This is a genomic window from Bradyrhizobium sp. JHI2711 (assembly GCF_056156565.1).
In genome coordinates this window covers 477,164-490,377 of sequence record NZ_JBPZPT010000004.1, presented here as the reverse complement: position 1 = coordinate 490,377, position 13,214 = coordinate 477,164, and the positions used below count along the sequence as shown (strand labels likewise).

The window sequence follows — 13,214 nt, the reverse complement described above, 5'->3', positions numbered from 1 at the left end:
GTGCTGCGCCTGCTGTCGTTCGCCCTGTTCCTCGCGATCTGGTGGATTGCCGCGCTCGCGGTCGGCGGCGCAAAGCTGCCCTCCCCGCCGGCGGTGCTTCAGGTGATGATCGCGGAAGCATCAAGCGGCGCGCTGTTCCTGCATCTCGGCGCCACGCTGGCGCGCGTCGCGCTCGCCTTCACACTCGCGATGTCGCTCGGCAGTGCCATCGGCTATTTGATGGGCCGGGTGAAGCTCGCCGACCGGCTCGGCGATCCCTGGCTGATCCTGCTGCTCAACCTGCCCGCCTTGGTCGTGATCGTGCTGGCCTATATCTGGGCTGGCCTCACCGAGGCCGCCGCGATCGCGGCGATTGCCATCAACAAGCTGCCGACCGCCATCGTCACCCTGCGCGAGGGCACGCGCGCGCTCGACCGTTCGCTCGACGAGATGGCGAGCGTGTTCGCAATGCCGCGCTGGCGCGCCTTCCGCCACGTCGTGCTGCCGCAACTGGCGCCCTATATCGCGGCCTCGGCCCGCTCCGGCCTGTCGCTGGTGTGGAAGATCGTGCTCGTCGCCGAGCTGCTGGGGCGGCCGAACGGCGTCGGCTTCGAGATCGGCGTCGCCTTCCAGCTGTTCGACACGCCGCGGCTGCTGGCCTATTCCCTCACCTTCGCCGCCGTCGTGCTCGTCATCGAAACCTTGCTGGTGCAGCCGTTCGAAGCCCGCGCAAACAGGTGGCGGCCCCGTGCGGCTTGAGGTCGATATCACGGGCAAGACTTTCAGGAGTGCGGCGGGCGGAACGCACGAGGTTCTGGCGCCCGTCAAGTTCGCGCTGCAATCCGGCGAGGTCGGCGTGCTGATCGGCCCCTCCGGCTGCGGCAAGAGCACGATGCTGCGTATCATCCTGGGACTGGACCACGACTTTGCGGGCCGCGTCGCGCGACCGCCGGAGGCACGGATCGGCATGGTGTTCCAGGAGCCGCGCCTGCTGCCGTGGCGCTCGGTCGAGCAGAATGTGCGGCTGGCTGCGCCCGATGTCGCTGATGCCAAGCTCGCCGAGCTCTTCAGGATTTTGGAGCTGGAAGCGCATCGCGACCACTATCCCGGTGAGCTCTCGCTGGGTTTGGCCCGGCGCGTGGCGCTCGCCCGCGCCTTTGCCGTCGAGCCGGATATTCTGGTGCTCGACGAACCGCTGGCATCGCTCGATGACGCTCTCGCCGGACGCCTGCGCGATGAGATTGCAACGCTCGTCGCGAGCCGGCCGGTGATGACGCTTTTGGTGACACACAGCCTGGACGATGCCGTGCGCCTGGGCGACCGGCTGTTCTTCCTATCGCCGCGACCAGCGCGGATCGTGGCCGAGGTGCCTATCGGCATCCCGCGCGACACACGCGGCGAAGCCGAAATTGCGGCGATAAAGGCCGGCCTCGCGCAACGAACTCAAGGCGACCGCACTGAGCGAGATGCCTCATAGCCGGTCGCCTGGCGGACGTGCTAGATTAGCGGGCGGCGGAGCTGATGATGACACGAACAGTCGCCTTCGCAACGCTTGGTCTTGCAGCGCTTAGCCTCGCACTCGTTGCGGTGACGGCGGGCGCGCAGGACATGATGCGTGGCGTCGACCTCACCTCCCCCGCGATGGTCTCGGCTGAAATGACGAGGCCGGAGGTCGAGGCCATGTTGGCCAAAGCGAGCCCAAAGCAGCCTGCCGATTTCACCGGCAAACGCCTGTCGGGTCTCGATCTCTCGGGGCTGGACCTGTCCAACACGGTTCTCCGCGCCGCGCGGCTCAACAAGACAATACTTCGAGACGCCCGGCTGGACAGTGCGATCCTCGATCAGGCGTGGCTGCTGGATGCGGATCTTACCGGCGCAAGCCTGAAGGGCGCCAATCTATTCGCCTCGCAAATGGCCCGCGCGCGTCTCGACGGTGCGAACCTGTCAGGAGCGCGCATCGCTGCCGACCTCACCGGCGCAAGCCTGGTCGGCGCCTCGATCGCGGACGCGAATCTCGGCGCCGATATGCGCAACCAGTCGATGGGACTGATGCGCGCGGTGCTGAGATCCGCCAAGCTGGAACGGCTGAACGCGCGCAACGCCGATTTGTCGCGCGTCGACCTCGAATTCGCAGTCCTCAGGGGCGCCGATCTGAGCGGCGCATCACTGAAAAACGCCCAACTCGGCGGAGCCGATCTGACCGGCGCCATCGTCATCGACGCCGATTTCGACGGCGCCGATCTCGTCTCGGCGAAGCTGATCGCACCAAACGGCCTTGACCGCGCCAAGAATTTCGACAAGGCAAAGAACCGCGAGCGCCTGATCAGGGAATGACGGCGCCCTTTGGGAGGACTGGCTGATGCGTGGGGTTCTTGCTTTGACCGCGTTGTTGACGCTTGCCGGCGAAGCCGCCGCGCAGACCAAGGGCAAGGGCATAAGGCTCTGGAATCTCACGACGGAGACCATCTCCGGCTTCCAGCTCGCACCCGCCGGCAAGACCGACTGGGGTCCGAACCAGTGCCTGAATGACAAGGACAAGGAGGTCGACCACGACGAGCGGTTGCGCATCACCGGCGTCGAGCCCGGCCGCTACGACGCCAGGGTCAGTTACCCCAATGCACGGCAGTGCGTCGTCCGCGATATCGAGATCAAGGCGGATGCAGTGTTCTCGATTGCGGACAAGGATCTGAAGGACTGCACCAAGTAGCGTTCGAACCGATTCTGGCAGCTCACGCCTTGTCGTTCGGGTGCGGATATTCGCAGCGCCACTTCACCGCGTGCCACTTCGGATGCTCACCGACCCATTGCGCGATATAGGGCGGCGCGGCCATCGCGCATTGCCGCGGCGACCCGGAATAGTGGAACACCAGATGCCGCTCCTCGCAGGTCGCAGGCGAGAGCACCGCGCACACAGTCACCACCAGGTCAATCGGGTTCATGCCGGGATCCTCTCGCAAGGGGGCGATGGATAGATTAGCACATGAAGCTACGCGCGAAGGAGGGGGAAGTTTCATAGCGCCGAAGCCTCGTCATGGCCGGGCTCGGCCATCCACGCCTTGCCTCGTGGAACAAAGAACGTGGATGCCCGGGCCGTCGCCTCGCCGAAGCGGCTTCGGCCGCGTAGCCGGGAGAAGCCCGAGCATGACGACCTTCCGTGCTAGAAGTTCACGCCGAACACCAATCGCGCCTGATGCCGCTCGAAATTGACGAGGTCGAGATTGCCGCCTGAGCCGGCCGGGCGCCCCCAGGCCTGCATGCTCCAGCTTGCGGTGAGCCGGGAACGCTCGGAGAGCTGGAAATAGGCGGTGGGGCCGACAAACAGGGCCTGGCCTGAGAACTCGCTAAGGCCGATGCCCTCATATTGCCGGAAGTAGCGCATCTCGCCGCCAAGCAGCACATTGGGCCGCACGCGAACCAGGCCGGCAAACGCGGCCCCGATCGTCGAGCTCTTCTCGGATGCCCCTCCAATCTCGAAGCGCGCCCATTCCGGCTGGTAGATCAGGTTGAGGGCGCCGATGGCGAAGTTCGGAATGAGTTCGCGGTCGAAGGCGAGCGTAAATTCGGTGCCGTACATCCGCCCTTTCGCGCCGCTGGTCTCGTCGATGCGGTCGCCGTGGAGCTCGGCCGCAATGGTGAGGCCGAATGGTGCGCGCTCACGGTCGAGCAGGCGATAGCGCAGGTCGAGCGAGATGCCCTGGAAGTTGAACTGGCGGCGGTCGTCGATGTCAGGGACGCCGGTAATGTGGTGCAAGCTGGCGGTGCCGCCGACTTCGACACGAAAATTCGGCAGCGGCACCACCTCGATCTCGACCTCATGTTCAAGGGCGCGATAAGCGCCCCCGCCTTTGCCGAAGCGCCCCGTCGTCTGGGTCTGGAGTTCGCGCTCGCCGACATTGCCGATATCGGTGCCGATCATGAAGCCGAAGATGTGCTCGGTATCAAAACCTGCCTCGGCGCTGCTGCGCGCCGGCGCCAGCACGATCGCGCACACGATCACCGTCCAGAACTTGCAGGCTCTGCCGCCCATCCCGTGCCCCAAAGGCGCGCGCCGCTGTGATCCGGCAGCAGCGCTGACCGGGCGTCAGCGTAACACACTGCCGCAGAGCACGGTCGAAATTTTGCGGGGAAAGAATTGAAGCCCCTCCACGTGCGGCTTTCGCGCGATCCGCAAAGCATGGAGCACGGCGAGGCGCAGATCCGACACTGCCACGGCTCCGACGGCGTTTGCCATCGAAGCCGCCGCAGGTCGTCGGTCTTACTTGCGCGAGGCGCAGGCGTACATGTTGATTTCCATGCCGACCGGCACTTCCACGATCTTCGGAGCTTTCCAAGCCATTCGGGTCTCCCAAGGTATTGAGCGCGACATCGCGCGGCGAAAAACCTAGGGCTGCGTCGAGTGCAGTTCAAGCCTCGATTCGACTGCCGTCACGTCTGTGCCGATACTTCGCGGCCGCAATTTCTCTCTCGGACAAAGCAAGTTCCCTCCTGGTCAAACACGACCAGCGAGACACCGCCTTGTGCAATGCACCGCGCGTCCAATCGACAACGGTGCCGTCAGCAGTCCTTGTCGGCCATTTCGGTATTCGGCTTGGCGCCCGCGGCGCGCTGAGCCGCCGTCGGCTCGCTCTGCATTTGCCGCTGCGCATCCTCGGACGACGCCGGCGATTCACCGCTGGCCCGGTTCATCGTGCTGGTCGGCGGATGCTGGCTGCTATCGCTCGCCGAACCGGACGTGTGCGATTGCGCGGAGCCCACGGTGACAGGGCCAGAACCGGCATCCTTGTCGGTCTTGTCGGTGCTGGCGCTGCCGGTGTTGCAGGGACCGGCGACCGCAACCCCGGCGCTCAGCGTCAGGATTGCGCAGGCAGCAAGAAGGGAACGCTTCGTATTCATTTGCATCTCCTTTTCTCCCGCAGCGCAGCCCCGGCGCCGGCAGGACATGCGGAGAAACAGGCCGAGCAGCCCGATGTTCCCGAGCGTCAGGCCGGAATGATCGCAAACGTTACGCCCGTCATGCCCGTTCCGCTCGCGGCGCTTCACCGGAGCAATCGTACGAGCGCGCGCCCGCCACGCGAATTCAGCTCCTTCGCATCCAGCGTTCCATCCTTGTCGGGATTGGCTGCGTTGAAACGCTGCTCGACCACCGACAGATATTCGTCGAGGGTGAGGGTCCCGTCGCGGTCGGGGTCTGCCGCGGCGAGTTCTTTCGCGCTCAACCGTCCACGCAATTCGCGCGCATCGAGCGTGCCGTCGCGATCGGGATCGAGCTTTGCGAACGAGGCGGCGGCCACCTTCTTCACCTCGGCAAGATCGAGCGTGCCGTCATTGTCGGTGTCGAACAACTTGACCGCATTGCCGGAGGCCGACCACGCCGGACCGGCCGAAAGTGCAATCACAAGTGCAAGGGCAATCGAGCGAGCCGAAATCATGGAGACCTCCCTGACATAGCCCCCAGATCAATGGGGCAGAGCCGAGATAAACCCGCAAGCGGCCCTCGGTTCAAGTCCGGACCTGCAACTTGCGCGCGCCACAACCGGTAGAGATGCATTGCCCTGCTCCCAATAGTGCTTCGCGTCGCGGAATTTCTCAGCGTCTGCGCACAAGTTGGAGTTGCCTTTGTCAGGTTTCCGTCAGGTGACCGCCGACGATATCGGCACGGCAGTTACGACTTTCGTATTGACGCGTTTTGGTTTCCGACGGAGTGTTGCAGCCGCAGCGTCAAAAGGCGCGCATTTTGGGAGGAACGGATGAAACGCTTTGCGATGGCCGCGAGCCTCGTCATGCTTGCGTCAACCTGTGCAAATGCACAAACCACCGAGCAGCTGGTCAAGGGTGCGACCGACACATCGAACGTTCTCAATTACGGAATGGGCTACAATCTCCAGCGCTTCTCGACGCTGAAGCAGATCAACAAGGATACGGTCAAGAATCTCGTCCCAATCTGGAATTACAGCTTCAATGACGATCGGAGCGAGGAATCACAGCCAATCGTCTATCAGGGCGTCATCTACGTCACCTCGCACAATGCCACGATGGCGGTCGATGCCAAGACCGGCAAGCAGATCTGGAAGAGCAAGATCGAATATCCGGCGGAGACGCCGCGAATCGTCTGCTGCGGCATCATTAACCGCGGCGTCGCGATTCACGAGGGCAAGCTGTTCCGTACGACCCTCGATGCCCACGTGATTGCCATCGACGCGAAGAACGGCAAGGAGCTGTGGCGGCAGAAGGCAGCCGACATCAAGGAAGGCTATTCGATGACGGTGGCCCCGCTCGTTGCCGACGGCGTCGTCATCACCGGCATTTCCGGCGCCGAATTCGGCACCCGCGGCTTCATCGACGGCTGGGATCCGGCGACAGGCAAGCATCTTTGGCGCACCCATTCGATCCCCTCGCCGGACGAGCCCGGCGGCGACACCTGGAAGGGCGACACCTGGAAGCTCGGCGGCGGCTCGACCTGGATCACCGGCTCTTATGACCCTGAGCTGAACACGATCTATTGGGGCACCGGCAATCCCGGTCCGTTCAACTCGGCGGTGCGCCCCGGCGACAATCTCTACACCTGCTCCGTGCTGGCGCTGGATCCCAAGACCGGCAAGATCAAGTGGCACTACCAGTTCTCGCCGAACAATCCGTTCGACTACGACGCCGTGGCCGAGATGGTGCTCGCCGACGTGAACATCGAGGGCAAGCCGACCAAGACGCTGATGAATGCCAACCGCAACGGCTTCTTCTACGTGCTCGACCGCACCAACGGGAAGCTGCTCGCGGCTAATCCTTACGTGAAGGTGAATTGGGCGACCGGCATCGACATGAAGACCGGACGTCCGATCGAGACCGACATCTCGAAGGACGCACGCGAGGGCAAGAAGGTGACGGTGTATCCCTCGATCCTCGGCGGCAAGAACTGGGAGCCGATGTCGTTCAATCCGCAGACCGGCCTCGCCTATGCCAACACGCTCGCCTTCGGCGGCAGGTACAAGACCGAGCCCGTCACCTACAAGCAGGGCGAATGGTACCTCGGCATGGACCTGACCGACCTCTGGGAATACGGCGACGGGCCGCGCGGCCATCTCAAGGCTATCGATCCCATGACCGGCAAATCGAAATGGGAAGCGCCGAGCGACATTCCGCGCTTCTCCGGCGTGCTCTCGACGGCCGGAGGCGTCGTATTCTCTGGCGCGCTGACCGGCGAGTTCGAGGCCTTCGACGCCGACACCGGCAAGAAGCTCTGGCAGTTCCAGACCGGCTCCGGCATCGAGGGACAGCCGGTGACCTGGCAGCAGGACGGCGTGCAGTATGTCGCCGTGACGAGCGGCTATGGCGGCGTCTACTCGCTGTTCTCCGGCGACGAGCGGCTTGCCAACGTGCCGCCCGGCGGCTCGCTGTGGGTCTTTGCGGTCAAGCAGTAAACACGGGTACGATGCTGAAAGTGATCTCTCACAAGACGGCGGCGATGATCGCCGCCGTCGCGGTGCTCTCGGTCGCGCATGCGGCGACCGCCCGCGCCGATGACACCACCGGCAATACCATGCAGGCGCAGATCGACCATGGTAAGTCGACCTACGCCTCGAAATGCTCCCACTGCCACGGCCCCAATCTGATGAATTCCGGCACCGTCACGCCGGATCTGCGTGCCATTCCCGACGACAAGACGCGCTTCGTCACCACGGTGAAGAACGGCAAGAACAACAAGATGCCACCCTGGGCCGATATTCTCAGCGACGACGAGATCGGAAACCTCTGGGCGTTCGTCTCCAGCCGGAGGAAGCCATGAGGGGCCGGCGCGTTGCCTGGAGCGTTGCGGCCGTTCTGTCCGCGATGGCGTCGGTCGCTCTCGCAGCCGACGATCCTCTGAAGGTCTGTCTCGACGAGGACCGGCCGCCGCTCTCGGTGCATCGCCGCGACAAGCCGGATGCCGGCTTCGACGTGCTGCTGGCGCAGGCGATCGCCGAGCGGATGGGACGCCCGCTGAAGATCCAGTGGTTCGAGAGCAGGCTGGATGAGGATTCGAGCCCGCAGCTCGAGGCCAATGCGTTGCTCTCGGACGGGCGCTGCTCGCTGGTCGGCGGCTACGCGCTGACGCAGGATTCGCTTGTCGCACCCGGGATGAAGACGGCGCGCTTGCCGGGTTTCGCCGGCGCCACGCGCGACGATCGGCGGCGCCGCGTCCCGCTCGGCGTGCTCGCGCCAAGCCAGCCCTACATCTATTCGCCGATGACGGTGGTGCTGGGGCCAAAGGCCCGCGGGCGCAAGGTCGGCGACATCGGCGATCTCGCCGGCCTTCGTCTCGCCATCGAAAGCGGATCGCTCGGCGACGCCATCCTGATGACCTTCGACAAGGGGCGCCTGATCGACAACATCACCCATCTCGTCCCCGGCCGCGACGATCTCCTCGGCGGACTCGAGCGCGGCGACCATGACGCGACGCTGATCGATCTTGCCCGCTTCGACGCCCATCGCGCCGCGCACCCGGACACGGCGATCACGGCGTCCGGCTACTATTATCCGATCGGAGCCAATCGCGGCTATGTCGGGCTCGCCAGCGATGGCGCGCTGATCGCGGCCGTCAACAAGGCGCTGACGGAGCTCACGGCTTCGGGCAAGATCGCCGAATTCGGCAAGCAGGCCGGCCTCACCTATCTGCCGCCGCGCGAGCCCGCGATCCTCGGCGATGTCTGGACGAAGATCATCCAGCGGTGAGGCTCCCGCGGCCCGAACGCAGTGCGAGCCAATGCGCCAATCTGTCTCGCCTGCGGCCCATGGCAGCGACGGCCTGATGCAGTAGGTTCGGCAAAAATCAGGGAGAGAATCATGTCCGCCAAGCTCGATCGCCGCCACTTCATCGCCGCCGGTACCGGTGCACTGGCGATGCCGTTCGTCGCGCGCGGCGCATCGGCACAGGGCGGCTGGCCGGCGCGGCAGATTCGCATGATCTGCAGCTATCCCGCCGGCGGCCAGACCGACCTGCTCGCGCGCGCCTATGGCGAGTTCATCTCCAAGCAGGTCGGCAAGACCGTTGTCATCGAGAACAAGCCCGGCGCCTCGGGCGCGATCGGCACGGCGGAAGTCGCCCGCGCCGAGCCGGACGGCCACACCATCCTGTGCTCGATCTCGACCACCTACATCATGAATCGTGTGGTGATGAAGAATCCCGGCTACGACATGGACAAGGATCTGACGCTCGTCAGCGTCATCCCGGGCGCGGGCCTGTTGCTGGTCGCGAATCCCAAGACCGGGGTCAAGACGCTGGAGGATTTCGTCGCCTTCGCGCGCAAGAGCGGCAAGGTGAACTTCGGCACCTACAGCGCCGGCTCGGCCCCGCACATGACCGTCAACGAGCTCAACAAGCAGTACGGCCTCAACATCGAGCCGGTACACTATCGCGGCGAGGCGCCGATGTGGACGGGAATGCTGGAAGGCACCCTCGATGCCGCGATGGGCAGCTACACGGCCGCGCAGTCGGTCCTGCAAAGCGACCGCGGCACGGTGTTCGCCGTGCATTCGAAGAAGGTCGATGCAATCCCCGCGATCAAGACCCTTCCCGAGCAGGGCGCCACGTCGAAATTCTTCACCGTGAGCGGATTCACCGGCTGGGCCGTGCCCAAGGCGACGCCGCAAGCCGTGGTCGACCGCCTGGCCGAGCTCTGCGTCGCCGCCAACACCGATCCGAAAGTGAAGGAGGTTCTCTCGACTTTCGTGCTCGAGCCCGCGATCGGCTTCAAGGAAACCAATGCGCTGTACCAGCGCGAGCTGCCGATCTGGATCGAGAGCGCGAAGTCGTTGGGCCTCGAGCCGGCCTGATCAGAAGTTGGGCGCATCAGGAGGACGGCCTCGCCGGCCGCTTCTAGAAAAACCGCGTCTAATGCTCGCCCGAGCTCGCAGCGCCCTGCTGTGCCTTGTGGATCGAGGACGGCACCACGCCGAAGTATTTCCGGAACACCCGGCTGAAATGCGATGAGCTGGAGAACCCCCAGGAGAAGGCGACGTCGGTGATGGTCTTGCCGGCGTGGGCCTCGAGCTCCTGGCGGCAGTTCTGCAACCGCGCCTGCCAGATGTAGTCGCTCACTGTGGTGCCGCGCTCCGAGAACAGCATGTGCAGATAGCGCTTGGAGCAACCGAGCTCGGCCGAGATCTGGTCGATGCACAGATCCGGGTCGCGCAAGTGCTCCCGGATGAAGAACTGCGCGCGCACATACATCGCTTCGGGCCCGACACGATCGAACATCGTGTCGGCTTCGCGCAGCGGCAGCAGCAACAGGTCGATCAGCGAATCGGCGACGCCGACCGCGCTGTTGGCCGACAGCTTTGCCGCCTCGTCGAAGGTGGCATGGACGAAATCGTGGGCGATCCGCCCGGTCCCCGTCTTCGCCGTCAATTTGCACGCCGGCATCCGCTGCGACGGGAATCCGCGGTCGCGCAGCAGCGCCTTCGGCACGATCACCACGTCATGACGGGTAAAGGCAGGACTGATGATCGAATGCGGACAGGAGACGTCATAGGCGATGATGTCGCCCGGATTGATCTCGATGTGACGGCCTTCTTGTTCGAAATAAGACACGCCGTAGGTCTGGAAATGAATTTTTATGTACGGGTGTTCATTGGCCTTGGCGCGCGCCAGCGTGTGCGCGATGCGATGCTGGCTGACCTCGATCTGGCAGAGCTTCAGGCGTGAGACCGTGGTGTAATCGATGCGGCCTTCGAGCGAGGACGCCTCCAGCGGATCGACGTCGAAATGCCCGCACAGGCTCGTGAGCCCGTCGATCCAGCTCTGGATCTGCCGCTTCGGCGTCATTCCGGTCGTCGAGAGCGTGTGAATGGTGTCGGACATTAATCCAGCCACTGATTTGATCCGGAGGTTCGGCGCGAATCGCAACCAGCGCTGCCGGAGCCCTCAGCCGTGATTGCGTGACGTTTACCTCGCATTTGAGCGGTCTCTTGCAACGAGCGCCATCGTTCCATTGCCACTCTTGAAACTTAATCCTCCGCCTTAGTTGCAGCGCCGTCAAGGGGAACCTGAGCGCCGAGGCCGGCCTCGAGGGCGCACCGAAGCCGCTGAATTCGCTACTGCAAAATCAAAATCTTCACCTCCGTGCGCTGTCGAGCAAACCGCCTTCGCTCTTGGGCAAGTTTCCCGATGGCGAAGCCGTTAGGGATTGCGGCAGGAACAACAAGAACGGGCCGCTCCTGCACGTGGACCCGTAGCTCTCATCAGGAGGAGGAAACAGCACAGCATCGTTTCTGGTCCCCACGCGACCGCCCTGCACGAGCAGACGCCGGACGAGAAGCCCGGTGATTGAGCAATGCTTCGGAAACAATAAACGAGACCAACGGAGGAATGACTATGCGCAAGGTGCTACTGGCGACCTGTCTTGGTTCGGCGGCGGCTCTCGCCGTCGGCAGCGCTTCAGCAAATGACGAGCTGATCAAGATGTCGCAGAACCCGAAAGACTGGGTGATGCCGGCGGGCGACTACGCCAATACCCGCTATTCGAAGCTGAACCAGATCAACGCACAGAATGTCGGGAAACTCCAAGTTGCCTGGACCTTCTCGACCGGCGTGCTACGTGGTCACGAAGGTGGCCCGCTGATCATCGGCAACATGATGTACGTCCACACGCCGTTCCCGAATAAGGTCTACGCTATTGACCTTTCGCAAGAGAACAAGATCGTTTGGAAGTACGAGCCGAAGCAAGATCCCAACGTCATACCCGTGATGTGCTGCGACACCGTCAACCGCGGCCTGTCCTACGGCGACGGCAAGATCATCCTGCATCAGGCCGACACCAACCTCGTTGCGCTCGACGCCAAGACCGGCCAAGTGGCCTGGTCCGCGACCAACGGCAATCCCGCGAAGGGCGAGACCGGCACGTCGTCTGCGCTGGTCGTCAAGGACAAGGTCCTGGTCGGCATCTCCGGCGGCGAGTTCGGCGTGCAGTGCCATGTCACCGCATACGACCTCAAATCCGGCAAGCAGGTCTGGCGCGCCTATTCCACGGGCCCGGATGATCAGATCAAGGTCGATCCGGCGAAGACGACGTCGCTCGGCAAGCCGGTCGGCCCGGACTCTTCGCTGAAGAGCTGGCAGGGCGATCAGTGGAAGATCGGCGGCGGCTGCACCTGGGGCTGGATCTCCTACGATCCCGCTCTGAACCTCGTCTATTACGGGTCGGGCAATCCCTCGACCTGGAACCCGAAGCAGCGTCCCGGCGACAACAAATGGTCGATGGCGATCTTCGCCCGCGATGCCGACACCGGCATGGCGAAGTGGGTCTACCAGATGACGCCCCACGACGAATGGGACTATGACGGCGTCAACGAAATGATCCTCAGCGATCAGCAGATCAACGGTCAGAACCGCAAGCTGCTGACGCACTTCGACCGCAACGGCCTCGCCTACACGATGGACCGCGAGAGCGGCGAACTGCTGGTCGCCGAGAAGTACGACCCGAAGGTGAACTGGACCAGCGGCGTCGACATGGACAAGAACTCGCCGACCTACGGCCGTCCCAAGGTCGTCGCACAATACTCGACCGAGCACGGCGGAGAGGACAAGAACACAAAGGGCATCTGCCCGGCCGCGCTCGGCACCAAGGACCAGCAGCCGGCAGCCTACTCGCCGGACACGCAGCTGTTCTACGTTCCGACCAACCACGTCTGCATGGACTACGAGCCGTTCAAGGTGAGCTACACCGCGGGTCAGCCCTATGTGGGTGCGACGCTCTCGATGTATCCGCCGCAGGGCGAAAGCCACATGGGCAACTTCATCGCCTGGGACAACAAGACCGGCAAGATCGTCTGGTCGAACAAGGAGCAGTTCTCGGTCTGGTCGGGTGCGCTCGCAACCGCCGGGGGCGTGGTGTTCTACGGCACGCTCGAAGGCTACCTGAAGGCGGTCGACGCCAAGACCGGCAAGGAGCTCTACAAGTTCAAGACTCCCTCGGGCATCATCGGCAACGTCACCACCTATGAGAACAATGGCAAGCAATACATTGCCATTCTCTCCGGCGTGGGCGGCTGGGCCGGCATCGGACTGGCGGCAGGCCTGACCGACCCGACCGCAGGCCTCGGTGCGGTCGGCGGCTACGCGGCCCTCAGCAACTACACGGCGCTCGGCGGTACCCTGACCGTGTTCTCGCTGCCGAACTAAACCCGTCAGCATCGCTCCGGCGCGTGGATCGCTCCACGCGCCGGCTCGTCTCCACCGAATGCCGACCGAGGAACAATCTCTTGCG

15 protein-coding genes are annotated in these 13,214 nt (G+C 63.9%); 9 read left to right on the top strand and 6 right to left on the bottom strand.

Translation table 11 applies throughout. The features are described 5' to 3' along the window. The 4 genes from ACTEK7_RS29750 to ACTEK7_RS29735 are packed head-to-tail and all read left to right on the top strand — an operon-like array spanning window position 1 to window position 2,686. A complete protein-coding gene (locus tag ACTEK7_RS29750) occupies window positions 1–738 on the top strand; it encodes an ABC transporter permease (protein ID WP_036007920.1) in 738 nt (245 codons plus the stop codon). Then, window positions 728–1,456, top strand: a complete 729-nt coding sequence (locus ACTEK7_RS29745) for an ATP-binding cassette domain-containing protein (RefSeq protein ID WP_225148098.1) — start codon at window positions 728–730, stop codon at window positions 1,454–1,456. Before ACTEK7_RS29750 ends, ACTEK7_RS29745 begins: the two co-directional genes overlap by 11 nt. Window positions 1,457–1,503: 47 nt before the next feature. Continuing rightward, window positions 1,504–2,313, top strand: a complete 810-nt coding sequence (locus tag ACTEK7_RS29740; RefSeq protein WP_225148179.1) for a pentapeptide repeat-containing protein — start codon at window positions 1,504–1,506, stop codon at window positions 2,311–2,313. A 25-nt stretch (window positions 2,314–2,338) separates the two neighbouring features. After that, on the top strand, window positions 2,339–2,686 hold the full coding sequence (locus ACTEK7_RS29735) for a hypothetical protein (protein WP_085969007.1): 348 nt from the start codon (window positions 2,339–2,341) through the stop codon (window positions 2,684–2,686). Window positions 2,687–2,708: 22 nt separating this feature from the next. On the opposite strand, the gene ACTEK7_RS29730 is transcribed toward ACTEK7_RS29735, so the two are convergent. The 5 genes from ACTEK7_RS29730 to ACTEK7_RS29710 form a co-directional block, all read right to left on the bottom strand. Beyond that, complete coding sequence (locus ACTEK7_RS29730; RefSeq protein WP_036007926.1) at window positions 2,709–2,918, bottom strand: hypothetical protein; 210 nt, start codon at window positions 2,916–2,918, stop codon at window positions 2,709–2,711. Window positions 2,919–3,136: 218 nt separating this feature from the next. Then, window positions 3,137–4,006, bottom strand: a complete 870-nt coding sequence (locus tag ACTEK7_RS29725) for a hypothetical protein (protein ID WP_225148097.1) — start codon at window positions 4,004–4,006, stop codon at window positions 3,137–3,139. Between the two features lie 228 nt (window positions 4,007–4,234). Further along, entirely contained in the window at window positions 4,235–4,315 is an 81-nt protein-coding gene (gene pqqA / locus ACTEK7_RS29720; protein WP_008562446.1) for a pyrroloquinoline quinone precursor peptide PqqA, read from the bottom strand. Between the two features lie 218 nt (window positions 4,316–4,533). Next, window positions 4,534–5,019: a hypothetical protein gene (locus ACTEK7_RS29715; protein ID WP_225148096.1), complete on the bottom strand. Its 486-nt coding sequence runs from the start codon at window positions 5,017–5,019 to the stop codon at window positions 4,534–4,536. After that, on the bottom strand, window positions 5,016–5,408 hold the full coding sequence (locus ACTEK7_RS29710; RefSeq protein WP_225148095.1) for a penta-EF hand family protein: 393 nt from the start codon (window positions 5,406–5,408) through the stop codon (window positions 5,016–5,018). Before ACTEK7_RS29710 ends, ACTEK7_RS29715 begins: the two co-directional genes overlap by 4 nt. 318 nt (window positions 5,409–5,726) lie before the next feature. On the opposite strand from ACTEK7_RS29710, the gene ACTEK7_RS29705 reads away from it, so the two are divergent. The 4 genes from ACTEK7_RS29705 (at window position 5,727) to ACTEK7_RS29690 (ending at window position 9,783) form a co-directional block, all read left to right on the top strand. Next, window positions 5,727–7,391 (top strand): methanol/ethanol family PQQ-dependent dehydrogenase, encoded by a 1,665-nt coding sequence (locus ACTEK7_RS29705; protein WP_128263279.1) that lies wholly within the window; start codon window positions 5,727–5,729, stop codon window positions 7,389–7,391. Window positions 7,392–7,402: 11 nt separating this feature from the next. After that, window positions 7,403–7,756 carry a c-type cytochrome gene (locus tag ACTEK7_RS29700; RefSeq protein ID WP_036007938.1) on the top strand — a complete coding sequence of 118 codons (354 nt, stop codon included), beginning with the start codon at window positions 7,403–7,405 and terminating at the stop codon, window positions 7,754–7,756. Beyond that, window positions 7,753–8,682: a substrate-binding periplasmic protein gene (locus ACTEK7_RS29695; RefSeq protein ID WP_036007940.1), complete on the top strand. Its 930-nt coding sequence runs from the start codon at window positions 7,753–7,755 to the stop codon at window positions 8,680–8,682. The genes ACTEK7_RS29700 and ACTEK7_RS29695 overlap by 4 nt, the downstream gene beginning before the upstream one ends. A gap of 111 nt (window positions 8,683–8,793) precedes the next feature. Next, window positions 8,794–9,783 (top strand): Bug family tripartite tricarboxylate transporter substrate binding protein, encoded by a 990-nt coding sequence (locus tag ACTEK7_RS29690; protein ID WP_036029360.1) that lies wholly within the window; start codon window positions 8,794–8,796, stop codon window positions 9,781–9,783. A gap of 58 nt (window positions 9,784–9,841) precedes the next feature. On the opposite strand, the gene ACTEK7_RS29685 is transcribed toward ACTEK7_RS29690, so the two are convergent. After that, entirely contained in the window at window positions 9,842–10,810 is a 969-nt protein-coding gene (locus tag ACTEK7_RS29685; protein ID WP_025037738.1) for a helix-turn-helix domain-containing protein, read from the bottom strand. Between the two features lie 513 nt (window positions 10,811–11,323). On the opposite strand from ACTEK7_RS29685, the gene xoxF5 reads away from it, so the two are divergent. Next, window positions 11,324–13,129, top strand: coding sequence for a lanthanide-dependent methanol dehydrogenase XoxF5 (gene xoxF5, locus ACTEK7_RS29680; protein WP_036029357.1), 1,806 nt, complete (start codon window positions 11,324–11,326; stop codon window positions 13,127–13,129). The last annotated feature ends 85 nt before the right edge of the window (window positions 13,130–13,214 follow it).